Source organism: Anaerolineales bacterium, assembly GCA_030583885.1.
GTDB lineage: Bacteria > Chloroflexota > Anaerolineae > Anaerolineales > Villigracilaceae > Villigracilis.
In genome coordinates this window covers 954,570-976,550 of the sequence record CP129480.1, presented here as the reverse complement: position 1 = coordinate 976,550, position 21,981 = coordinate 954,570, and the positions used below count along the sequence as shown (strand labels likewise).

Annotated in this window: 23 protein-coding genes and 1 pseudogene; 10 read left to right on the top strand and 14 right to left on the bottom strand. The window is 53.7% G+C overall.

Annotation, left to right across the window (positions count from 1 at the left end; genetic code table 11):
* From QY332_04960 to QY332_04945, 4 genes are read right to left on the bottom strand one after another with little or no spacing between them, the layout of a single operon-like run.
* Positions 1–981: a GNAT family N-acetyltransferase gene (locus tag QY332_04960; GenBank protein ID WKZ37276.1), complete on the bottom strand. Its 981-nt coding sequence runs from the start codon at positions 979–981 to the stop codon at positions 1–3.
* Entirely contained in the window at positions 959–1,537 is a 579-nt protein-coding gene (locus QY332_04955; GenBank protein ID WKZ37275.1) for a GNAT family protein, read from the bottom strand. The genes QY332_04960 and QY332_04955 overlap by 23 nt, the downstream gene beginning before the upstream one ends.
* Complete coding sequence (locus QY332_04950) at positions 1,534–2,091, bottom strand: GNAT family protein (protein ID WKZ37274.1); 558 nt, start codon at positions 2,089–2,091, stop codon at positions 1,534–1,536. The genes QY332_04955 and QY332_04950 overlap by 4 nt, the downstream gene beginning before the upstream one ends.
* Before the next feature lie 9 nt (positions 2,092–2,100).
* Positions 2,101–2,679: a GNAT family protein gene (locus tag QY332_04945; GenBank protein WKZ37273.1), complete on the bottom strand. Its 579-nt coding sequence runs from the start codon at positions 2,677–2,679 to the stop codon at positions 2,101–2,103.
* Positions 2,680–3,117: 438 nt separating this feature from the next.
* On the opposite strand from QY332_04945, the gene mscL reads away from it, so the two are divergent.
* The 10 genes and pseudogenes from mscL (at position 3,118) to QY332_04895 (ending at position 11,699) form a co-directional block, all read left to right on the top strand.
* Positions 3,118–3,513, top strand: a complete 396-nt coding sequence (mscL, locus tag QY332_04940) for a large conductance mechanosensitive channel protein MscL (protein WKZ37272.1) — start codon at positions 3,118–3,120, stop codon at positions 3,511–3,513.
* A 110-nt stretch (positions 3,514–3,623) separates the two neighbouring features.
* Positions 3,624–5,801, top strand: coding sequence for a UvrD-helicase domain-containing protein (locus QY332_04935; protein ID WKZ37271.1), 2,178 nt, complete (start codon positions 3,624–3,626; stop codon positions 5,799–5,801).
* Between the two features lie 51 nt (positions 5,802–5,852).
* On the top strand, positions 5,853–6,434 hold the full coding sequence (locus QY332_04930; protein ID WKZ37270.1) for a hypothetical protein: 582 nt from the start codon (positions 5,853–5,855) through the stop codon (positions 6,432–6,434).
* Positions 6,435–6,448: 14 nt separating this feature from the next.
* Positions 6,449–7,426 carry an aldo/keto reductase gene (locus QY332_04925; protein WKZ37269.1) on the top strand — a complete coding sequence of 326 codons (978 nt, stop codon included), beginning with the start codon at positions 6,449–6,451 and terminating at the stop codon, positions 7,424–7,426.
* Positions 7,427–7,879, top strand: a complete 453-nt coding sequence (locus QY332_04920) for an NUDIX domain-containing protein (protein WKZ37268.1) — start codon at positions 7,427–7,429, stop codon at positions 7,877–7,879. It begins immediately after the preceding gene.
* An 87-nt stretch (positions 7,880–7,966) separates the two neighbouring features.
* A complete protein-coding gene (locus tag QY332_04915; GenBank protein WKZ37267.1) occupies positions 7,967–8,992 on the top strand; it encodes a sugar phosphate nucleotidyltransferase in 1,026 nt (341 codons plus the stop codon).
* 4 nt (positions 8,993–8,996) lie between these two features.
* Positions 8,997–9,206, top strand: a complete 210-nt coding sequence (locus tag QY332_04910; GenBank protein ID WKZ37266.1) for a hypothetical protein — start codon at positions 8,997–8,999, stop codon at positions 9,204–9,206.
* Positions 9,207–9,247: 41 nt separating this feature from the next.
* Positions 9,248–10,426, top strand: coding sequence for an aminotransferase class I/II-fold pyridoxal phosphate-dependent enzyme (locus QY332_04905; GenBank protein WKZ37265.1), 1,179 nt, complete (start codon positions 9,248–9,250; stop codon positions 10,424–10,426).
* Positions 10,427–10,512: 86 nt separating this feature from the next.
* Entirely contained in the window at positions 10,513–11,355 is an 843-nt protein-coding gene (locus tag QY332_04900) for a GGDEF domain-containing protein (protein ID WKZ37264.1), read from the top strand.
* 107 nt (positions 11,356–11,462) lie between these two features.
* Positions 11,463–11,699, top strand: a pseudogene (locus QY332_04895) (ATP-binding cassette domain-containing protein).
* Between the two features lie 72 nt (positions 11,700–11,771).
* Here the strand turns inward: QY332_04895 and QY332_04890 are convergent.
* The 10 genes from QY332_04890 to QY332_04845 form a co-directional block, all read right to left on the bottom strand.
* A complete protein-coding gene (locus QY332_04890; protein ID WKZ37263.1) occupies positions 11,772–11,984 on the bottom strand; it encodes a cold-shock protein in 213 nt (70 codons plus the stop codon).
* 177 nt (positions 11,985–12,161) lie between these two features.
* Positions 12,162–13,814, bottom strand: coding sequence for a DEAD/DEAH box helicase (locus QY332_04885; protein WKZ37262.1), 1,653 nt, complete (start codon positions 13,812–13,814; stop codon positions 12,162–12,164).
* 236 nt (positions 13,815–14,050) lie between these two features.
* Positions 14,051–14,680, bottom strand: a complete 630-nt coding sequence (locus tag QY332_04880; protein WKZ37261.1) for a hypothetical protein — start codon at positions 14,678–14,680, stop codon at positions 14,051–14,053.
* Positions 14,681–14,692: 12 nt separating this feature from the next.
* Positions 14,693–15,535 carry a DMT family transporter gene (locus QY332_04875; GenBank protein WKZ37260.1) on the bottom strand — a complete coding sequence of 281 codons (843 nt, stop codon included), beginning with the start codon at positions 15,533–15,535 and terminating at the stop codon, positions 14,693–14,695.
* A 28-nt stretch (positions 15,536–15,563) separates the two neighbouring features.
* Complete coding sequence (locus tag QY332_04870; GenBank protein ID WKZ37259.1) at positions 15,564–16,466, bottom strand: CoA ester lyase; 903 nt, start codon at positions 16,464–16,466, stop codon at positions 15,564–15,566.
* A gap of 68 nt (positions 16,467–16,534) precedes the next feature.
* On the bottom strand, positions 16,535–16,984 hold the full coding sequence (locus QY332_04865; protein ID WKZ37258.1) for a MaoC family dehydratase: 450 nt from the start codon (positions 16,982–16,984) through the stop codon (positions 16,535–16,537).
* Positions 16,984–17,454, bottom strand: coding sequence for a biotin/lipoyl-containing protein (locus QY332_04860; GenBank protein ID WKZ37257.1), 471 nt, complete (start codon positions 17,452–17,454; stop codon positions 16,984–16,986). The genes QY332_04865 and QY332_04860 overlap by 1 nt, the downstream gene beginning before the upstream one ends.
* Positions 17,451–18,107, bottom strand: a complete 657-nt coding sequence (locus QY332_04855; protein ID WKZ38462.1) for a CPBP family intramembrane metalloprotease — start codon at positions 18,105–18,107, stop codon at positions 17,451–17,453. Before QY332_04855 ends, QY332_04860 begins: the two co-directional genes overlap by 4 nt.
* Positions 18,108–18,119: 12 nt before the next feature.
* The gene (locus tag QY332_04850; protein ID WKZ37256.1) at positions 18,120–19,619 is read right to left on the bottom strand and encodes an acetyl-CoA carboxylase biotin carboxylase subunit; all 1,500 of its coding nucleotides are present in this window, start codon (positions 19,617–19,619) and stop codon (positions 18,120–18,122) included.
* 81 nt (positions 19,620–19,700) lie between these two features.
* Positions 19,701–21,908 carry a serine/threonine-protein kinase gene (locus tag QY332_04845; GenBank protein WKZ37255.1) on the bottom strand — a complete coding sequence of 736 codons (2,208 nt, stop codon included), beginning with the start codon at positions 21,906–21,908 and terminating at the stop codon, positions 19,701–19,703.
* Between the last annotated feature and the right edge of the window lie 73 nt (positions 21,909–21,981).

Sequence of the window (21,981 nt, the reverse complement as noted above, 5' to 3'; positions counted from 1 at the left end):
TTAATCTTCAAAACTTCGTCCTGGCCGAAGTTCCTTCTCAAATGTAACGAATTCGCTCGCCACATGCATGCCCGCTTTTTCATACAAACGGGTTGCGCCAGTGGAATTGGACGCATCCACGCCGAGACCGATGGTCTTCGTTCCCCGGTTGTAGAAATCATGGAACGAATACTGAAGCAATGCCAGTCCAAGCCCGTTTTTACGCCACGGTTTGCGGACTCCGAGCGTGCCGACCCAGCCAATTCCCATGCGAAAGCGATTTTGGGAGAAACCCGCAATCTGATCGCCATCCCAGGCAACCAGCCACAAAGCCGGGTCAAATTCAGGTCTTCCGAATTTCCTATGAGACCACTTTTCAAAAGTGGCGCCGTGACTGCCCCAATGTTCGCTGAAGGCTTCATTATCCGCCTGCCAGACAAGGCGTCCATGCGCCTCCTTGTCAAAGGGATACAGTTCGATTCCCGCAGGAAAGGCAGGGATGGCCGGCGTTTCATCCAACGTGATCTCCATACGCCAGAAATAGCGGACGGGGACGTAACCCATCTCCTTATGCAGGTTGATGGCATTTTCATCCTTGCCATCCATCGTACTGCGGATGTACACGCGCAGGTCGGGCGCGGTGAGTTTCATCTCTTCGCGGGCGCGTTCCTCGGCGCGCTCCAACAAGACACGGTCAATGCCAAACCCTTTGAAGTCGGGATGAAGATAGCCGTCAATGGCTAAATGGGCGTGATCTTTTACATTATCGAAGTCCTGGTAGCCAACCACACGCCCATCCTGTGTTTCCATGAGAAAGGCGTCCGTTTCGAGGTTGAAGCCTTCGCTGCGCCACTCGTGCTGCAATTCCTCGGGTGTTAAAGCAACAGTGACATCACCGTCTGCTTGGCAGACTTCGTAGATGAGCTGCGCCACAGCGTGGGCATCCGCCCAGGTGACAGCGCGTAAGTTCAAGTTTGAGTTAAGAAGCGTTTCCTTTTTCATTGTTCAATTCCATCCAATCGTCCAATAAAATTCCCATATAAATAATATCCCAGCGTTTTCCATCCTTGAGCAATGCGCTGCGCTGGCGCCCTTCGATGCGAAAACCACACTTTTCATAGGAGCGGACCGCACGAGGGTTGTATTCAAACACGGCAAGCGTGACACGACGCAGATTAATTTCGGTAAAAGCGAATTGCAGCATGAGGGTCATCGCCTCAGTGCCATAGCCTTTGTCCCAGTCTTCACGGTTATTGATACCGATACCAACGAAGGCATCACGCGAAGCCCAGTCATGGATGACGTCAAGATTGATGTTGCCAAGCAGGCGGTCATCTTCGATGGCGCGGATGCAAAAATAATGCCGGGCGGGGTTTGCTTTTTCAAGGTCTTTCTCAAAAAAAGCAAACCCCGCCTTCGACGAGTGCAGACGCGATGCACTTGAATCGGATAACCGTTTTAATTCAGAATCGCGATTCCAGATGGCGTAGGCTTTGCCCAACTCTTCGTGATCCACTGCCCCAAGCCGTACCACTTTGCCCTTCAAAAAATCGTTCATGCCGCACCTTGCGCCTTCCATTCCTCGCGCAGCAATCCCATATACAGGCCATCGTAACGGACGCCGTCACGCAAACCTTCACCGCGCGCCCGTCCTTCGAGTGTAAAACCGACCTTTAAGTAGGACTTCAAAGCACGTTCATTGTACAAATGCAAGCCAAGCGTAATGCGCCGCAGGTTCAACTCGCAAAATCCATATCCCACGATCAGGCGCATGGCATCTGTGCCAAAGCCCCTACCCCTATACTCGCGCTCACCAATAAAAATGCCAAGCCATGCGTCGCTGTGGGTCCACGAATGTACCCACAGCGACGTAACACCAATCAATGTATCTTCATTAAGCGTGCGGATCGCAAAGCGGAAACTGTTCCCTTGTTTGTCGTCATTCTTTTCGACAAACTCCCTGGTCTTTTTCTCCGACCATAACTGCGCAGGCGCACTGTCACCAAGGCGGTGTGCCTGCGAGTCGCGATCCCATTTGACAAAGGATTGGGCCATCGTCTCCGCAGATTCGGAGGCGAGGCGGACGAGGGTGCCGCGATAGATGTCTTTCATCGCCTCCCCCTACGCCGACGCCTGCTCGCGCCATTCGGTATTCAACAAGCCGAAAGAGACGATGTCCCAAAATTCTCCGTCACGGTGCAGGGCTTTTCTGCGACGTACCTCTTCCATAAAGCCGAACTTCTGGAAGAGGCGGATCGCGCCTTCATTATAGGCAGCCACCACCGCAGTGACACGGTACAGGTTCAACTCGCCAAAGGCATAGCGCAGGAGCATGGTCAATGCCTGCGAGCCGTAGCCCTTGCGTCTATCCTCCAGCGCGCCGATCCCAAGGCGGACAAAGCCATTGCCGTTCGCCCAATCGATCCATTCCACAAGCGCCTTGCCGATGAAACGGTCATCTTCGCGGGCACGGATGGTGAAATAGAAGAGGTTCTTATCCTGCTCCATCTCCTTTTCGACAGCTTCATACTGTTTCTTCACCATCGCCGGCGAAAGCGGACGGACTGGTTTAAGTTCCATCAGGCGCATGAAATCAGTATCATGCGACCATTTGGATTCGATCTCAGGATGCGTTTCATGGTCAATGGGACCGAAACGGATATCCGTCGCTTCAAACAACTGGGTTTGAATGTCTAGCATTTCTCCTCCAAAACAACAAAAAAAGCCATGGGTCATCATTAACCCATGGCCGCTTTGCAAACGGTTAAATAAAAACGACCACGGGCTTGGCGCGCCGTGGTCGCGGGACAACAAGGTTGTTGCCTAGCGACGAACAGGCGCACTACGGCTATCGACACCAGCAACGCCGGTGAGAGAGGGGGGAATGTAAATCTTGTCCATAAACATTGGGCGTGCGCCTCCTTCCATAAGATGTGCTTTTTTCAAGTGGGTGTGAGTTTATCATGCAACCCGAAGGGGAGTCAAGACCATTTTTATCGGGACATATACATACAAGGCGGACTGTTCATCGCATTAAGCATGCACTTTGTCCGACAACCCGAACCATAATCGATCCGATCGTTGACAGGCCTCACCTGATAGAATAAAAACAAAACAGAAACAACAAGGAGAATGACCATGCTCAAGGAATTCAGGGAATTCATCATGCGCGGCAACGTGCTCGACCTCGCCGTTGCCGTTATCATCGGCGGCGCCTTCGGCAAGATCGTCACCTCGCTCGTCAACGACATCTTTATGCCGTTGATCGGTCTGTTGATGGGAGGCATTGACTTCAGCAAACAATCGATCCCCATTAGTGAAGAGGCAGCCATTGCCTGGGGCGCATTCGTGCAATCCATCATTGACTTTCTCATCATTGCCTTCGTCATTTTCCTGATTATCAAAGCCGTCAACAAGATGAAGAAAGCCCCGCCGCCCGCGGACACGACCACAAAAGATTGTCCATATTGTATAAGTGTCATCCCCATCAAAGCCACGCGCTGTCCGAACTGCACATCTGAACTTGACGAGTAAGGGCGGCCCGTCAGGCGCATCAAGATAAATGGTTCAAACAGGGCGGGTCACCCCTGCCCTGTAAACCATTTATATAAGGCGGGGGCAATGTCGTCGCCAGAGCCTTTATAATGTCTCTCATGGACTTCCTCGATAAACTCAACCCCCAGCAACGAAACGCTGTCACAGCGGCGGACGGGCCTGTTTTGGTCGTGGCAGGTCCCGGGTCCGGAAAGACGCGGGTGCTGACACAGCGCATCGCCTACCTCATCGCCAACGAAGGCGTCCGCCCGTGGCAGATCCTCGCTGTCACCTTCACCAACAAAGCCGCCAAAGAAATGGATGCGCGTGTCAAATCCATTTTGAACGAGCAGGCGACCGAAGGGATGATGCTCGGAACCTTCCACTCCATCTGCGCGCGGATTCTACGCCGCGAGTCCGAACACCTGCCGATTGAATCAAATTTCGTCATCTTCGATTCAGACGACCAGCAAAGCCTGACCAAAGCCATCATCCGCGAGATGAATTTGAATGAGAAGTTGTACCGCGCCCAAAGTGTGCATGCTTCGATCTCGCGCGTCAAGAACGAACTGATCCTGCCCGATGACTTCCCCATCAACACCTACCGCGACGAAGTGGTCAAGCGAGTATATACCGAGTATCAAAAGCGGCTCGTCGCCAGCAACGCCGTGGACTTTGACGACATTTTGGTTTACACCGCGCAACTTCTAGAGGACAACCCGCCTGTGCGTGACAAATACGCCCAGCGTTTCCGTCATGTCCTAGTGGATGAATTTCAGGATACCAATCTCGCGCAGTATGCGTTGGTGAAACACCTTGCATCACATCATAGAAATATATTTTGCGTTGGGGATCCCGATCAATCAGTGTACGGATGGCGCGGGGCGGACTACCGAAACATAAGAAGATTTGAGCAAGACTTTCCTGATGCACAAGTGATACTCTTAGAACAGAATTATCGCTCGCATCAAAACATCCTCGACGTGGCAATGGGCGTCATTGATCGCGCCAGCAACCGCCGCAAAAAACGCCTGTTCAGTCACCGCGGCGCGGGCGAGAAGATCTTCTTTTATGAAGCGCGTGACGATTACGGCGAAGCCTCCTTCGTTGTGGATACCATCGCGCAGCTCGTTGCCTCGGGAGATTTCGAGCCAAAAGATTGCGCGGTGATGTACCGCACCAACGCCATGTCCCGTTTGCTTGAAGAAGCCTTCTTGCAGGCACGCCTTCCTTATAAACTGGTCGGCGCACAACGCTTTTACGGACGCCGCGAAGTCAAGGACATGATCGCCTTCCTGCGCCTTGCCCACAATCCTGCGGACGAAGCCGCCCTCGGGCGCATCATCAACGTTCCGCCGCGCGGCATCGGCGAAAAGACTCTCACCACCCTGCACATGGTCGCACGCCAGAACAACACCAATGCAGGGAACATCCTGCTCGATCTTGCTCGTGGCGCAGAGTCACCTTTCTACAAATCCTTCACCGGGCGCGCCGCCGTCCCGCTCGCAGACTTTGGCGGCATGTTCACCAACTGGCATGCGCTCACGCAAACCGCCACCGTCGCCGAACTTTTCGACCGCATCGTGCGCGACATCAATTACAAAGAACACATTGTCGAAGATGACTCAGAAGAAAGCCTCGACCGCTGGGAGAATGTGCAGGAGTTGAAACGTCTCGCACTCGAATATTCCACGCGCACGCTCGATGAATTTCTCGAAAACGTCGCACTCGTCTCCGACCAGGACACGCTCACCGACGCCAACGCGCCCACCCTGCTCACGCTCCACGCCGCCAAGGGGCTCGAATATGGCGCGGTCTTCATCGTCGGACTCGACGACGGCATCATGCCGCACAGCCGCTCCTTCGACGAGCCCGAACAAATGGAGGAAGAACGCCGCCTTTTTTACGTCGGCATCACCCGCGCCAAAGACCGCCTCTATCTCCTGCGCGCCATTCAACGCGGCGGTCGCGGCATGGCGGAGGAAACCTTCCCCTCGCGCTTCATGGATGACATCCCAACGGATATGCTGGTCGGGCGCACCCGCACAGGACGTTCGATGCGCGGCGCACCATCCGATGTAAAGTGGTCGCTTCCTTCTTCGGGGAAATCTGCTCCTGTCACCCAAGCCTTGTACAAAGCTGGGACTCGCGTCCAGCACCCCATGTGGGGCGAAGGCATCGTCCTTGACACAAGAATGCAAGACGGTGACGAGATCATTGACGTGGTCTTTGAATCGGTCGGCATCAAACGTCTCGCCGCAAGTTTGGCGAATTTGAAAATTATCTAAACGCTCTAAGCGCCGTCCTCGGCGCTGCGGATTAAGGTGTAATTTCGATTTATGACTTTCAACTCCATTCACGACCCAACTCACCTTTACTTTGTCACAGCTTCCGTCGTTGAATGGATTCCCTTGTTCAAAAATCCAAAATACGCTGAAGTTATTTTGAGTTCGCTTTCATGGATGCAACAAGAGAAACGGCTCTTGCTTTTCGCGTTTGTTATCATGCCAACCCATGCCCATATCATCATCAAACCAGAAAAGCAAACCATGGGAGAAACTGTACAACAATTTGGCTCATATACAACGCATGAAATCCTCAGGAAAGTTCGGGAAGATGAAAGAAATGAATGGCTAAAGATATTTCAGCAACAAAAGCGCGATCCGCGTCATCATCACAGCATCTGGCAGGATATTCAGGCGAAAAATATCTTCTCCATGGAAATTCTTCAACAGAAAATGGAATATATTCATCAAAACCCGATAGCAAGGGATTGGAGATTGGCAAACGACAGGGCGGATTATGTTTATTCCAGCGCGGGCTATTATGACTATGGGAGGAGCCCAATCATTGGGATTACTGATATGAACGAATGGCAGGCTTCGACAGCTCCGCCGGGGACGGCGGAGGGAGCACAGTAATAAAGGAGACCCCCATGCAATACACCAACCTCGGCAAAACTGGAATGAAAGTCTCACGCCTGTGTCTCGGCATGATGACCTACGGCTCGAAGACCTGGCGCGAGTGGATATTGACCGAAGAAGAAGCCAAGCCTTTCGTGAAAAAGGCGCTGGATGCGGGCATCAACTTCTTCGACACAGCGGATGTGTACTCGCTTGGCGAAAGTGAAAAAATCACAGGTAATGTACTCCGTCACTTTGGCGTGAAGCGGCAGAATGTGATCGTTGCAACCAAAGTCCACGGGCAGATGAGCAATGATGTCAACGACCGCGGACTCTCCCGCAAGCACATCATGGACTCCATTGACAACTCGCTCAAACGCCTGCAAATGGATTATGTGGACCTGTACCAGATCCACCGCTGGGACTACAACACCCCCATCGAAGAGACGCTGGAAGGTTTGAACGATGTCGTCCGCGCGGGGAAGGCGCGTTATATCGGCGCGTCGTCCATGTTTGCGTGGCAGTTCTCAAAAGCACAGCATGTCGCCGAAATGAACGGCTGGACGAAGTTCGTGTCCATGCAGAATCACTACAACCTTGTGTATCGCGAAGAAGAACGCGAGATGATTCCGCTGTGCGTTGATCAGGGCATTGGTCTCATCCCCTGGAGCCCGATGGCGCGCGGATTCTTTGCCCGCAACAGCAAAAGCGGTGTAGAAACTCCTCGCTATAAAACCGACGGCTTTTTCAAAGAACTTTACGGGCGTGAAGATGATTTCAAGGTGGCGAACCGCGCTGCAGAAGTTGCAAAAGAACGCGGCATGACGTCCTCTCAAATTGCACTTGCCTGGGTGTTGAACAAGCCCCATATCGCCGCACCAATTATCGGGTCCAGCAAGATCGAGTATTTGGATCAGGCAATTACCGCGCTTGACATCAAACTCACGGAAGAAGAAATCAAACGACTGGAAGAGCTCTATCAGCCCCACCCGGTGCTGGGGCATACATAAATGTATTACCGCCTGCTCTACCTTGGCTTCAAAATCTATTGTTTCCTTTTTCGTCCCGTCCGCATGGGAGTGCGGGTGATGCTGGTGGAAAATGACGCGGTCTGGCTTGTCCGCCACACATACTTGCCGGGCTGGTTCCTGCCCGGCGGCGGATTGAATCGAAACGAAACCCTTGAGCAAGCCGCACGCCGCGAAGCCCGCGAAGAGACAGGTGCAGAATTGAACGGTGTCGCATTGCTGGGAGTCTTCACGAACTTCATCCAATGGAAGACCGATCACACGGTTGTTTTTTTATGCAAGGATTTCAAGATAACGGGAAAATCCGATGGTGAGATTGCAGAAGTACGGATTTTTCCATTACGTGAACTCCCTGAAAACACCTACACCTCCCACCACAGTCTGTTGGAAAAATACAGGACAGGAACATTGCAGTCAAAATTTGGGGAATGGTAGCAATTTTCAAAGCTGTTGTTGGCGGAGAATTTGCAGACGGTATAATACAGAAAAGACAATTCAACTTCAAAACGGACAATCAATGACATGGCAGAAACCCTGAAAATCGTCATCCCCATGGCCGGCTGGGGAACCCGCATGCGGCCGCACACCTGGAGCAAGCCCAAACCGCTGGTCAGCGTGGCGGGCAAGACCTCGCTCGAGCATCTGCTTGACATGTTCAAGTCCCTGCCTGACCCTGAAAACACGGAGTATGTTTTCATTGTCGGACCTTATCTCGGCGAGATGCAAATCCCAGCCTTCATTAAAGAGAACTACCCGAATCTCAAGGCGCATTATGTTGTCCAACATGAGATGAAGGGACAGTCCCATGCCCTGTCATTGGCGCGTGAATATTTAGATGGACCGCTGATCGTGTGTTTTTCCGATACTTTGATGGAAACGGATTTCTCCTTCCTTTCAAAGGAGGATTCGGACGGTGTGGCGTGGGTGATGCCCGTGGAAGATCCGCGCCGCTTCGGCGTGGCGGAGGAAGGCACAGACGGCTGGGTGAAGCGCTTCATTGAAAAGCCGCAAAGCATGGACAACAACCTCGTGGTGGTTGGGTGTTACTACTTCAAAAACTCGAAAAAACTTCTTGCCGCAATTGATGAACAAATGGAACGCGGGTTGATGCTCAAGGGCGAGTACTTTCTCACCGACACCATCACACTGATGATCGAAGGTGGAGCGAAGGTGCGCACGAACAAGATCAGCACCTGGCTGGATACCGGCACGATCGAGGCAACATTAGACACGAACAAGTTTCTCTTGGAGAAGATCGGTTCGCAAGCAGGAAAATTCAAAGGTTCAAATGTTGAAATCATTGGGCCTGTTGCCATTCATGAAAGCGCCGCAATAAGCAATTCAAAAATTGGACCGTTCACTTCGATCGGTGCGAATTGCAAGATCGAGAATGCTCAAATTTCAGAATCCATCGTCGAGGCGGATTGCGAGATAAAAGATGCAACCTTGACCCGCTCCCTCGTGGGCAGGCAGGCCAGGGTCAGGGGAAGAGGCGATGGCCACGTGTCGCAATTGAATATCGGCGACACAAGTTCGGTCACATCATAGAATCATGCACACAGTTGAATGCCGCTCGGATACGGAATACGCGGAGCGCCCGCTTTCGCTTGTGTGGCAGGGACAGCGCCATGAAATTGCGGAGATTTTTTCGCGCTGGCGCGGGCCCGCCGAAAAAGGATTTTGCGTCAAGACCGTGGAAGGTCTGGCGTTTGAATTAACGTACCAGGAAATTTCAGACGACTGGCACGTGCGACCCATTTAAACCTCGCCGCCGGGGACGGCGGCTGAGCGTAAGGAGGCTCGATGCAGGAAATCAGTGAAGTGCAAAGACTTTCAAAACGTGTGGCCGGGTTGAAACCCAGCGGCATTCGCAAGTTTTTCGATATTGCCGCGACGATGAAGGATGTGATCTCGCTCGGCATCGGCGAACCGGATTTCACCACGCCCAAGCCGATCCTGGATGCAGGCATCCGCTCGTTGCAAAACGGCGAGACGCATTACACATCCAATCACGGCAGGATCGAACTGCGGCAGGGTATTTCAGATAATCTGCAAAAATTATACAACGTGAAATATGACCCTGCGAGCGAGATCGTTGCAACGGTCGGCGTCTCGGAGGCGTTGTACCTCACGTTTACTGCGATCCTGAATCCCGGTGACGAGGTCATCATCCCCACGCCATGTTTTGTCTCGTATCAAGCCGAGGTCATCCTCGCCGGCGGCCTGCCGGTGGAAATCCCTGCGCGGCTTGAGAACAATTTCACCATTGACCCCGACGACATCCGCAAAGCCATCACGCCGCGCACAAAAGTTATCTTTATTGGGTACCCATCCAACCCAACAGGCGCTGTTGCTCCCCGCGAAGTGATGCTGGAGATCGGCAGAATCGCGGAGCAGCACGACCTGCTCGTCGTCTCGGATGAAATCTACGACCGCCTCGTCTATGACTTTGAACATGTCTGCTTCCCCGCATTGGATGAAGGCCTGCGGCGGCGCACAGTGTTGCTGGGCGGCTTTTCAAAAGATTATGCCATGACAGGCTGGCGCATCGGTTACGCCTGCGGACCAAGCGACATCATTTCGGGCATGGTGCGCATCCATCAATACACCATCATGTCCGCGCCCACCACCGCACAGGACGCCGCCATCGAAGCCTTGAAGACCGGCGAACCCTACGTGCAGGAAATGGTGACAGAATATGACCGCCGCCGCAGGCTGTTGGTGGCTGGACTTAACCGCCTCGGTCTTTCGACGTTCGAGCCGCGCGGCGCTTTTTATGCATTTCCCAACATCCGGGCATCCGGCATGGACGACGAGACCTTTGCGGAGACTCTCCTGCATGAAGAGGGGGTTGCCGTGGTGCCTGGCAATGCCTTTGGCCCCGGCGGGGACGGCTTTGTACGGGCATGTTACGCAACCGCATATGAAAAGATCGAGGAAGCCCTCCTGCGAATGGAAAGGTTCATGAGCAGGCACGGGTAGGAACATCAACCATAAAAAGGACGGATACCTCGAAAGGTATCCGTCCTTTTTATTCACCCCCATCCATAGCAGGGTATACTTCCAAAATGTTGGCGCGATTGATTGCAGTTTTGGAATCTGCAGGCAGAATCTTCTGGACCACAACGGGGGTTATCCTTCTGTTTATCGTCTCGGCACTCGATTATGTAACGGGCGCGGAACTTTCCTTTTCGCTTTTCTATTTAATACCCATTACCATTTTCTCGTGGGCGATCAAGGGCAACTCGGGCATCCTGGTTGCATGTATCAGCGCAGGGATATGGCTTGCGGTCGACATCCTCTCCGGCGCAAGATACTCGAACATATTCACCTATTTCTGGAACACCATCATCCGCCTGGGTTTCTTTTTATTCCCCGTGCTGCTCCTGAGAACGCTCGAACAGGAGAGGAGCCAGGCGCGCACGGATTTCCTGACCGGCACGGTCAACAACCGCCTCTTCAATGAGCTCATGCAAAGGGAGCTTGACCGTTCCATTCGTTATAAGCATCCCTTCACCATCGCATTCATTGACATCGATAATTTCAAAACCATCAACGATACATACGGCCACTCGTTCGGCAATACCGTCCTGCGCGCGATTGCGGAACACATCAAGAAAAATCTGCGGAAGACCGACATCATTGCCCGCATGGGAGGCGATGAGTTTGCCATCCTTCTCCCCGAGACGGATGCAACATCCGCCCGCACCGCCATTTCGAACATGGTTGAAAAATTATCGGGGAAAATGCTGGACCGCAAATGGTCTGTCACCTTCAGCATTGGGGTATTGACCCTGACCTCTCCCAACATCTCGGTAGACCAGATCCTGGGCATCGCCGATACGCTAATGTATTCGGTGAAAAACAACGGAAAGAATGGTGTCGAGTATTTGATTTATATGGATGAATAATATGGGGAATCCTGCCGCCCGGCCTGCGGCATTAATGTACCACAGTCAAAATACAGATCAGCGCATGGATACATCCGATATTTTGTATTTCACAGTAAAGAAGTCTTATGCAGCTCACTATCACCAATCTCGGCGAACAATACAAACGCGATTTCTGGGGGCTGAAAGATTTCTCCCCTGAAGTTCAGCCTGGCATTTTAGGCTTATGCGGACCGAACGGCGCGGGCAAATCCACATTCATGCGGATGCTGGCGGTCATCACCAAGCCAGCCAAAGGGACGATTCTATGGAACGATGTGGATGTCGTCAAATCACCCGATATGATGCGCGCGGTGCCCGGATATTTGCCGCATGAACCATACCAAATAAAAAATCCCGGGGGTACTCCCGGGATTTTTTGTACAGTTATGCATCAATCAGCTGACGACAACGACTTCGCTGGCTTGCGGACCCTTCGGTCCCTGCTCAACGATAAACTCGACCTTCTGCCCCTCTTCGAGATTCTTGAAGCCATCACCCTGGATCGCGGAGAAATGCACGAAAACATCCGCGCCGCCTTCACGTTCGAGAAAGCCGTAGCCCTTGCTTCCGTTGAACCACTTGACTGTACCTGAAATACGTTCTGACATCGTTTGCCTCCTTCGGCAAAAAAGAAATATGGAGGAACCGGTCCTTTCGCCAGAACAGATAAAACAAAACGGCCCATGGATTTGAACCCATGAGCCGATCGACATACTTCCAAAGCGAACGTACTGGTATCCTTAAGGCGCAACTTTATCATGTGCGCGAAAATGTGTCAATGGATGTTACGATTTCGCCAGGCTGAATTTATCCCTGCCGATGCGATAGTTGCCGTTGTGCTTCAAGACTTTTTCCACGAGGTCCTGCGGCACATCCACATAGGTAAAACGATCCTCGATGCGGATCTTGCCGATCGAACTGCCGGGGATATCGGCATGATGCGCAATCGTGCCGACAATATCATTCGGACGGACCCCATGCTCCCTGCCCTTGTTCATCTTCAGTCGGATCATGCCCGCCTCATGCGAGGTGCGCTTGTTCCCGGCCGCATCGCGTCTCCCTCTGACCTGGGTCCTGCCGCGACCAAATTCGCGTTCGCCACGCGGAGAGCGACTCTCGACCACGGCATCCACAACATTTGCAACGGGGCGCTGTTTCTCCGCCGCGCGGGATAACTTCAAGGCGGCGGCGGCAATCTCCATGGGGTCGTGACCTTCCTCCACCAAACGCGCGACCAGCTCACGCTCCTGCTGGAAACGTCCACGCCCAAGCCAGATCTTCATCTGCTCCAGCACCTGATTCTCGCGGCGTTGATTGATTTCCTGCGCGGTGGGAAGTTTGGCAAGGGTAAGCACCTGCCTGGTCATGGATTCGATCTCGCGCAAACGACGTTTCTCACGCGGAGCAAATAATGAAATGGCAATGCCCGTCTTGCCGGCGCGCCCTGTGCGCCCAATCCGATGGATGTACACCTCGGCATCGTCAGGCAGGTGGTAGTTGAAGACGTGCGAAATATTGTCAATATCCAAACCGCGCGCGGCAACGTCGGTTGCAACCAGCACCTTGATCTGCCCGGAGCGGAACCTGCCGAGAATCTGTTCACGCGCATTTTGCTCGAGATCGCCGTTCAAGGCTTCGGCGGGGAATCCGCGCGAGGAGAGCTGGCCGGCGAGTTGTCCCGTCTCGACACGGGTGCGGACGAAGATCAACGCGCTGGTGATGGGCTCCACCTCAAAAAGATTTGTCAACGCGGACAATTTGTCGCCTTCGTGGACGAGGTAATAGCGTTGTTCAGTGCCTGAAAGGGTAAGGGTCGATTTTTTTATGGTGACAGATTGAGGATCGCGCATGAAGCGGTCTGCCAGCGCACGTATGCGTGTGGGCAGCGTCGCGCTGAAGAGTGCCATCTGTCGGGTGGAGGGAGTCGCAGAGAGGATCTCCTCCACCGGTTCGATGAAACCCATGTTGAGCATTTCATCGGCTTCATCCAGCACGACGGTCCTGACGGCGCTCAGGTCGAGCACCTTGCGCGCCATCAGGTCAATGATGCGACCCGGTGTGCCGACGATAATATCCACGCCGCGTTTGAGCTGGTTGATCTGCGGTCCATAGGGCTGCCCGCCATAGACAGCCAGCACGCGCACTTTAAGATGCTTGCCGAAGTCGTTCATGGCGGCGGCCACTTGAAGCGCGAGTTCGCGCGTGGGGGCCAGCACCAGGGCCTGCGGCAGGCGTTGATGAATGTAATTGTTGAGCATGGGGAGGGCGAAGGCGGCGGTTTTGCCGGTGCCGGTTTGGGCCTGACCGATCACATCCACGCCGGTGAGCATGAGCGGAATCATGCCCAGTTGAATGGGTGTCGGCTCGGCATAGCCGAGTTCAGTGATCGCCTGCATGATCTCGTCACGCAGGTGGAGAGAAGAAAAATCGGTTGTCATCTTTATCCTTGTTGCAGGGACGCAGCGAGGCTGTGTCCCCACGGTTATGGGTTGTTTTGATGACTCCGCTTACTTTCTTCCTGTCAACAAGGTTTCCTTTTGCAAGGAAGCCCGCCCAACAAAAAAGCCCGATATTGTTTCATCGGGCTTGTCGTTCAGAGTGACCAAAACTATTTCCCAGAAATTCGCCCTCCATTGAGAGCGGACGAAAGTGTACCACAGATATTGCAGAATCTCTATTCCAATGTCTCCATGCTCAACAGCACCCATGCACCCTGATCTTTCACGGCGTAGACGCGGTACATCCGTTTTGGCTGGATGACCTCGAAAAACGAGTCGCTGAGCCTGAATTCGATGCCCTCCATTTTCAAGATGCAGGAAACGTTTGGCGATTGATGCCCACGGCGGTTGATGCCACCCTGCGACTTGAACGTCTCTGCGCATGCTTCGATCACCTGGATATCACCCAAGGGACCCGCTGCAAGCGGTGTACCCAAGCCCTTCGCCATCTCCACAGAAGATCGATACTGGCGCGGGACGATGACGAAAACGAACAGGACGGCAAGGATTCCCGCACATGCCATCACAGGCAGGAACAATCCACTCAGGCTGGATTGAAGAACATCAAAGACACCTACAAAATATAAAACCACGGCAAAGGCGACCAGTCCAAAACTGAAAACCAGGGAGATCAACGGGCTTTTGTTCTCGTACTTTACTGCATTGTATTGCATAAAATCGCGTTCGTTTTGGAAGCGTTGCAACTGGGCGGGTGAATAGCGTCCCTGCTGATTCTCTTTGAGATCAGCGGAAGAGAACATCCCCTTTTGCTCTAAAACATAATTGTGTTCATAGGCGGAATCCATAAGATGATCTCCTTATATGGTCATTAAAACAATCGCGGTCAATGCTGCGAAAATTCCAATCCACTGATTGCGGTTGAGACGTTCTTTAAGGAAAACCCACGCGAGAAAAACCGTTGCACCCGGGAAGAGCGAACTGATCACAGCGGCAACGTCCAACCGCCCCGCCTGCCCAGCCAGGATGAAGAAGAAATTTCCGCCGATATCGAGCAGTCCGTTCGCGGAGATGATGGGCATGGCGTTTAATTCGACCTTCCACGAGGAGCGGGTGAGCAGAAGGTACGTGACGACAAGCGCCATGCCGCTTGAGCGTGAAAGGATCATCTGCCAGATTGAGCCTCCATCGTACGTGGCTTCGTGCATGAAGACAAAGTAAAAGCCGAATCCAATGCCTGCGAGCAGGGGCAGTTTCAAGTCCGAGAGATGCGCCAGAATGTCCGTCATGCCGCCTTCGCTGTGGGAGATCATCCACACCCCGAAGAGGGCGAAGCCAAATCCGATGAAGGTTAAATAGCCGGGGAAGCCTTCGGTGATCATGCCAACCGCCACAGGCAGCGCCGCCGCCAGCAGCGCGGAAACGGGCGTGGCAATGCTCATCAAGCCGAGGGTCATGGAGTGATACAGCAGCATCAGTCCCATCGTGCCAAATACGCCAGCAACCAGCGCAAATATCTGTGCGCGGCGGTCAGGCAGAGGTTCGCCGACAAAGGCAAGCACGATAAAAAGAAAAAGTACGCCGACGACCTCGGCATAAAATACGGCGCGGTACGCGCCCACGCGCCGCGCCGCAAGCCCGCCCGTAAAATCGCCCGCGCCCCAACTGAGCGCGGATGCAAGACCAAAGATGATGGATAGCAATGTAATCTCCTGTTTCGGATTGCGGACTTCAGTCCGCGTTTTCACCATGCGCGGGCAGACTGAAGTCTGCTTTCCGTTTTTTTGCCCGCGCCAGCACCTTCTGTGCGCTCTTCACCAGCGGCATGTCGATCATTTTACCGTCGAGTGAGTACGCGCCTTTGCCCTCTTTTTGACTCGCTTCGAACATCCCGACGATTCTTCGTGCGTAGGCAACCGCTTCATCGGACGGAGTGAACGCCTCCTGCACCACCGAAACTTGATTCGGGTGAATGACCTGTTTCCCGCTGAAGCCTAGTCCTGCCCCGAACTCCGCTTCGGCTTTAAGTGCATCCAGGTCTTTGTAATCGATCGTGACTATATCAATGGGCTGCAAGTCAAACGCCGCGCAAGCGACGATGACCGCCTGCCGCGCATACAGCAATTCGACGGCATCCTTCGTGCGCGTCGCGCCAATGGACGCGGCGAAGTCCTCCCCGCCGAAGATGACCGCATCCAAACGCGGATGCGCTGCGATCTCCTTGAGATTCAAAATTCCCTTCGCGGTTTCCACGCCGATCAAAATGCGGATCGAATTGATTTGCCAGCCGTGTTTCAACTCGGCATCTTCGATAATTTTGCTTGCCCATTCGACTTGTTCAAACGATTCAACCTTCGGAATCACAATGCCAGCAGGATGATACGGCAGGACGGCTTCAATATCATCCTTCTCCCAGCCCGAACCGACCGAGTTGATGCGCGCCAGTTTTTCGCTCCCACCGAAGTCCAATTCCTGCAGCGCCTTGGCAATCGTGGCGCGTGCCTCCGCCTTCTTGTTGACGGCGGTGCCGTCTTCCATATCCATGCAAATCGAATCCACGCCCAGTGTGATGGACTTGGCGATCATCTTCCAGTTGTCACCGGGCATGTAGAGCAAGGCTCGTCGCGAACGCATTGATTCTCCGTTTCAAGGTTTGAATGTTGGAAAGTTGAAACGTTCAAACCTTCCGACCTGTAAACTTTCTAACTCGCTTTTTTCAAAAACATCGCCGTCCGTTCAAACTCGACAACAACCGTGCCATCGGGCTTTTTCCCCGTGCATTTGATTTTCACCAACCCTGCATTGGGTCGTGATTTGGATTCGCGCTTTTCAATAATTTCGCTTTCCGCATAGACCGTGTCGCCGTGAAAGACGGGGTTGGGATGCACGATTTTATCGTAGCCCAAATTTGCCACGATGGTGCCTTCCGTCAGGTCTGCCACGGTCAGGCCGACGACCAGACCGAAGGTGAAGATCCCATTCACCAGCCGCTGACCGAATTCGGTGCGGGAGGCAAAATCCTCGTTAAGGTGAAGCGGCTGGGTGTTCATCGTCAGCGCGGAGAACAGCACGTTATCCATCTCCGTCACCGTGCGCCCGCCGTGTTTGAACTTCATCCCAACTTCGAGTTCATCGAAATATTTTCCGGTCATTATGCCTCCATCTCGATCAGGATCTGTTCGCGCTCCACCGTCTGCCCTTGCGTCACCGAAACCGATTTGACCACGCCATCCTTCAACGCCTGAATGCGGATTTCCATCTTCATGGCTTCCATCGTCAAAAGAGTTTGACCCTTCTTCACGGCATCCCCCACGCCCACCGCAACGCTTCGAATCTGACCCGGCATCGGGGCGGTCAATCCCCCGGCATGGTCGTGGCGGACGCCGCGTTTTGCGCCGGATGTTTTCGTGAGCGCGGATGTGTGCCCGCCCACCGTCACCCAGCGCTTCGCGCCATCCAAAGAGATGTACGCTACAACCCGTTGACCGTCCACCAGCAGGTCCATCCTGCCATTCTCCGCGCGGAGGACATGAACGGATATCTCCCGCCCGTCCAGCACAGCCATGTACCCATCATCCGACGGATTGATCTCAATGGATGTTGTCTCGAAGGTCACTTTCATTTGAATATATTTATCCGTTCCTGCAGGGTTTTATCGAGATTGGTATAGATCAGGAACAAGCCGACCGTGTCGATACATCCATGAGTCAAAATAGGGAGCCAGAGATTATAGCCAGTGTAGATGAAGATCAATCCCATCATGAAGCCGATAACTCCCGTGCTGAGTGCGCCGCTCTGCCCCTGATACCAGTGCGCCAGCCCAAAGATGACCGAGGTGAGTACCAGGATAGCGCCAACAACAAGTTTCGAATTCCCGAACACGGCAATGAGTTCACCCATCATGTAGCCGCGGAAGATGACCTCTTCCACGAACGCCACTACAACCCAAACAACCACCAGCATCAGCAGGAAACCCTTCAAATTTCCGCGCAAACCATCGAACATGGAATGGTCGGTTTTGCTTTTCGTGACCCTGTCCGAGAACGGCTCGATCACCAGCGTGGAAAGCAGTTGGATCACCAGGCCCAGAAAAATGCTCCAAAGGACCGTCGTGATCCAGTTTTCCAGTGGAAGGAATCCCAAGCCCGCCAGCCCATCGCCTCTCAACCAGAGGGTGACGGCAATGATCAGCAGAGCGGCAACGATGCCAATTCCGGGCAGGCGGCGAAAGCTGGTAAGCAAGATTATTGTTGTAACAAGCAACAGGATTCCCATTGAGATCACGGTTCATCCTCCAATTCGGTATCCGCTTGCCTGTCGCCACGGGTTGAAGGGATCGGTTTCGTTCGAGACGGCGGATTGTGCCCTGCCGCCCACAAAGACCACATCCGCCAGGGCGGCGGCGATCAACATATTAAGTTCGGATGATTGCTGGGTCAAGCCGCCCGAGTCCAAAACCTTCTCCACCCACCTCGTGGACACTTTGCCTCGTTGAAAATCAGCATGTGCCAACACCGCCTGCATGAAGTCAATATTCGTCACCACGCCGTGGACGATAAAATCACGCAATGCGGTTTCCATCCTCCGAATTGCGGCTTCGCGAGTCTCGGCATGGACGATCAACTTCGCCAGCAGGGGATCGTAGAAATGCGTAACTTCACTGCCGGTCGCAAAACCGGAATCTACACGGATGCCCGGTCCGCGCGGTTCGATGAATTGCAAAAGCCTGCCCGTGCTCGGTAAAAATCCATCCGCAGGGTCTTCGGCATAGACACGGCACTCAATGGCATGTCCACGCGGGTGGATGTCATTTTGCGCAAAGGGGAATTTCCGGCCGGCCGCGATGCGAATCTGCCAGTGGACAAGGTCAAGCCCCGTGACGGCTTCGGTGACGGGATGCTCGACCTGCAGACGGGTGTTCATTTCGAGGAAGTAATATTGCGATGCCTGCGGGTCAAAAATAAATTCGACTGTACCCGCATTGAAATAATCCACCGCCTTGGCGGCTGTGACCGCCGCTTTCCCCATTTCCGCGCGGATTTCCGGCGTAAGCAACGGGGATGGGGATTCTTCGATGATCTTTTGATGCCTGCGCTGCACGGAACATTCGCGCTCAAATAAGTGCACGAGGTTGCCGTGTTTATCGCCAAAGACTTGAATTTCAATGTGATGCGCGTCCGCCAGATATGTTTCGATGAGCAATCGCCCGTCGCCGAAGGAATTCCATGCCTCGCGCCGCGCGGATTCAACGGCTTCGCTCAATTCGCTTTCGGCATCGACCACGCGCATCCCCTTCCCGCCCCCGCCTGCCGCCGCTTTGACAAGGACAGGATAACCGATCTTTTTTGCGACATTTTTGAAATCCGCAACTGACTCCAGGCCTTCGAAGCCCGGCACGGTCGGGACACCCGCTTGCTTCATCCTGATCCGTGATTCGGCTTTATCGCCCATCGCGCGGATCGAATCGGCTGAGGGGCCGATAAATGTCAGGCCGGCGGAAGCCACTGTCCCTGCGAAGGAGGCGTTTTCGGAGAGGAATCCGTAGCCCGGATGGATGGCATCCGCCCCGCTTTGAATGGCCGCATGGATGAGTTTGTCCGCGTTCAAATAGGATTCTTTTGGCGCCGCGCCGCCGAGAAAAATAGATTCATCCGCAAGTTGAACGTGCAGGGAATTCGCATCCGCCTCGGAATACACGGCGACGGTCTTTATACCAAGTTCGCGGCAGGCATGCACGATGCGGATGGCAATCTCACCGCGGTTGGCGATCAGGATCTTATTGAACATTTTCACCAGGGTAACCATTTTACTTGTTTTTCGCCCCTTCGGAATCACTCGGGATATCCTCTTATCGCTTGCGCGGTGCGGCTAATCCCCAGCCTGCTTCTGGATATTCAAAGGGGGGGTGTTTCCGAAAATTCCCATCCAGGCTGCCACGAACAAAGCCGTCAATATGATTTGAACAGGCGGCCAGGCATAATCATATAGGAAAAGAGGGGTCAGGTCGGTGATGGATGTGGAAAAAATGCGGTGTATCCACCAGCTGCCAACGATCGCGGAAAAGACCGCCGCTGTCGACACCATCATTTTCACCGCCCGCCAGCGGATCAGCCCGCCGATGGAATAGGAACAGGCAATCATAAAACAACCCAGGGGAATCAGGTATCCCGAGGGAATCGTATTGAGGTACAAAATATGGAAGAGCAGCAGGGCGGAACTCATTCCAAGCGCGCCGAATATGGATGCCAGGACAAAACGCAAAGGGAAGGAAGCCGTTTCAAAGCGCTCGACCGCCAGCCTTGAAAAAAAGATGCCAAAACTGAAAATAAAACCGATGATCAAGCCCTGGATGAGGGAGGAGGAGATGCGGGTAAGGTCCAAAAAATTTGGAAGCCGGTAGGTAAGGTAGATCTGCACGGCAATGCCCATGGTACTGCCGAGCAGGGCGGAGCCATATCCGGCGGCAAGTCTGGCGGACTGCATGGTCAATTGCTGGTTGATCCATTCAAGAAGAACCCGCGCCTTGATACCGCCGCCTATAAAAGAGGGCAGATCCCCCGCGGCGTTTTGGATCTCCAAAAGAATGGAGGAAAGGCGGCTGTATTCCGCATTTTTCAGGACGAACTCGACCGCGCTGCGGGAACGCACATGACCGATCAAACTCACAGCCTGCGCGCCCAAGTCGCTCTCATCCAGCGCAGCCTTCCCCAACGAGGCGCCCTGGGCAGGTTCAAGGACCGCATCGTTCCATTCCGTACTTCGCGGGGCGATCAAACGCACGCCGGATAGCAATTGGGACGAAAAGGCCGGGTTCCTGTTCCCAAACGCCAGTTCAAGCAGGCGCCTGGATAGTGACGATGCTTTGGTTCTCAACAGGGGCAGTATGCTTCGATCCCTGGAAAGAAATTTGATCACACGGGCTGCGATTACTTCATTTTTCCCCTCGAGCAGGGCGAGCACAACAGCCGCCCGGTCCCGCGGATCGGATGTTCCCCCCCACCATTCCTCATCCTGGTAGCCATAGGTGAGGGAATGATACAGCAGGAACTGCGCCAATGAACCCGCTGCAGGCGCTTCCTTCATTTTTTGCCGGTACAGGTGTACCATCGCAAAGCGTGTGGGTCCCAGCACTGGCTGCTTCCTGTTCGAATTCCAATCCGGGAATTTCTGTTCCAGCAGGAGCGGGGCATCCTGCATTGACACGATGTCGTTATTTGGGTCACCCTGTAATTCCAGCATGGAGGAACCATTTGTATTAAAAACATAATCGATCATCCTGACCACATCCCTTGTGGAGGAGGGCCGGTGGGCCGGGTCGGCTGAGGTGATGCGCCTCAAGGCGTCCTTTAATATGGAAGGCAGATCAGGGTTGATCTCACACGGGTCGGGCATTTCGGCCTTCGTGTAAAGCTGCTGCATGCCCAGCATCCTCTCCCCGTTCCAGGGCAATTGTCCCGTAAACAACTCATAAAGCATGACCCCAAAACTGAAGATGTCCGACTTAGCCGTCACCACCAGCTGTTTGTGTTGTTCTGGAGGCGAATAGGGTGGAGTCCCCCGCCCGGTATGCATGGCCTGGGTCGTAGTGGAGACGGTGCGTGCCAGACCGAAATCTGAAAGATAGCTGCGCTGATGCAGATCAAGCAATACGTTGGAAGGTTTCAGGTCGCGATGGACGATCTGGTTTTGATGGAGAAAATCGAGGGCGGAGGCGATTTCCAAAATATAGCGCAGAATATCCGCAAATGGCATGGGCTTCTCCCTGATCTTCTCATACAGGGAGCCGCCTGCAAGATAAGGAGAGACAAGGTAGCGCACCTGACCCACCAGGCCGTAATCATAGACCGGCAGAATGTGCGGGTGACGCAGGGTGGCCAGTTTCTTGAGCTGCTGCTCCAAAACGGCGTCATCCACCTGTTCCTGGCTCTCCTCGGGCACCTCGTTGAACTTGATCGCAACGATATCCCGCCTGTGGGAATCTTCAGCAGACCAGACAATGGCCTGTCCGCCCGTGCCGATCGGCTCAAGCAGTTGATAGTGATTGAATTTCAGGCCGGGACGGAGGTCATTGAGCATATGGCAGGGGGATGACTGGAAATGGAAACAGACAGTTCATGGCTTGAATTAGATCAAGGAATGAGGTTTTAGA

Bases quoted from the DNA above. Each gene is read 5' to 3' on its own strand.
- QY332_04910 (WKZ37266.1), top strand. From the start codon at position 8,997: ATGCACACAGTTGAATGCCGCTCGGATACGGAATACGCGGAGCGCCCG.
- QY332_04890 (WKZ37263.1), bottom strand. From the start codon at position 11,984: ATGTCAGAACGTATTTCAGGTACAGTCAAGTGGTTCAACGGAAGCAAG.
- QY332_04850 (WKZ37256.1), bottom strand. From the start codon at position 19,619: ATGTTCAATAAGATCCTGATCGCCAACCGCGGTGAGATTGCCATCCGC.
- QY332_04925 (WKZ37269.1), top strand. From the start codon at position 6,449: ATGCAATACACCAACCTCGGCAAAACTGGAATGAAAGTCTCACGCCTG.
- QY332_04885 (WKZ37262.1), bottom strand. From the start codon at position 13,814: ATGACAACCGATTTTTCTTCTCTCCACCTGCGTGACGAGATCATGCAG.
- QY332_04915 (WKZ37267.1), top strand. From the start codon at position 7,967: ATGGCAGAAACCCTGAAAATCGTCATCCCCATGGCCGGCTGGGGAACC.
- QY332_04935 (WKZ37271.1), top strand. From the start codon at position 3,624: ATGTCTCTCATGGACTTCCTCGATAAACTCAACCCCCAGCAACGAAAC.
- QY332_04870 (WKZ37259.1), bottom strand. From the start codon at position 16,466: ATGCGTTCGCGACGAGCCTTGCTCTACATGCCCGGTGACAACTGGAAG.
- QY332_04845 (WKZ37255.1), bottom strand. From the start codon at position 21,908: ATGCTCAATGACCTCCGTCCCGGCCTGAAATTCAATCACTATCAACTG.
- QY332_04860 (WKZ37257.1), bottom strand. From the start codon at position 17,454: ATGAAAGTGACCTTCGAGACAACATCCATTGAGATCAATCCGTCGGAT.
- QY332_04955 (WKZ37275.1), bottom strand. From the start codon at position 1,537: ATGAACGATTTTTTGAAGGGCAAAGTGGTACGGCTTGGGGCAGTGGAT.
- QY332_04865 (WKZ37258.1), bottom strand. From the start codon at position 16,984: ATGACCGGAAAATATTTCGATGAACTCGAAGTTGGGATGAAGTTCAAA.
- QY332_04930 (WKZ37270.1), top strand. From the start codon at position 5,853: ATGACTTTCAACTCCATTCACGACCCAACTCACCTTTACTTTGTCACA.
- QY332_04920 (WKZ37268.1), top strand. From the start codon at position 7,427: ATGTATTACCGCCTGCTCTACCTTGGCTTCAAAATCTATTGTTTCCTT.
- QY332_04905 (WKZ37265.1), top strand. From the start codon at position 9,248: ATGCAGGAAATCAGTGAAGTGCAAAGACTTTCAAAACGTGTGGCCGGG.
- QY332_04880 (WKZ37261.1), bottom strand. From the start codon at position 14,680: ATGGATTCCGCCTATGAACACAATTATGTTTTAGAGCAAAAGGGGATG.
- QY332_04900 (WKZ37264.1), top strand. From the start codon at position 10,513: ATGTTGGCGCGATTGATTGCAGTTTTGGAATCTGCAGGCAGAATCTTC.
- mscL (WKZ37272.1), top strand. From the start codon at position 3,118: ATGCTCAAGGAATTCAGGGAATTCATCATGCGCGGCAACGTGCTCGAC.
- QY332_04950 (WKZ37274.1), bottom strand. From the start codon at position 2,091: ATGAAAGACATCTATCGCGGCACCCTCGTCCGCCTCGCCTCCGAATCT.
- QY332_04960 (WKZ37276.1), bottom strand. From the start codon at position 981: ATGAAAAAGGAAACGCTTCTTAACTCAAACTTGAACTTACGCGCTGTC.
- QY332_04855 (WKZ38462.1), bottom strand. From the start codon at position 18,107: ATGGGAATCCTGTTGCTTGTTACAACAATAATCTTGCTTACCAGCTTT.
- QY332_04945 (WKZ37273.1), bottom strand. From the start codon at position 2,679: ATGCTAGACATTCAAACCCAGTTGTTTGAAGCGACGGATATCCGTTTC.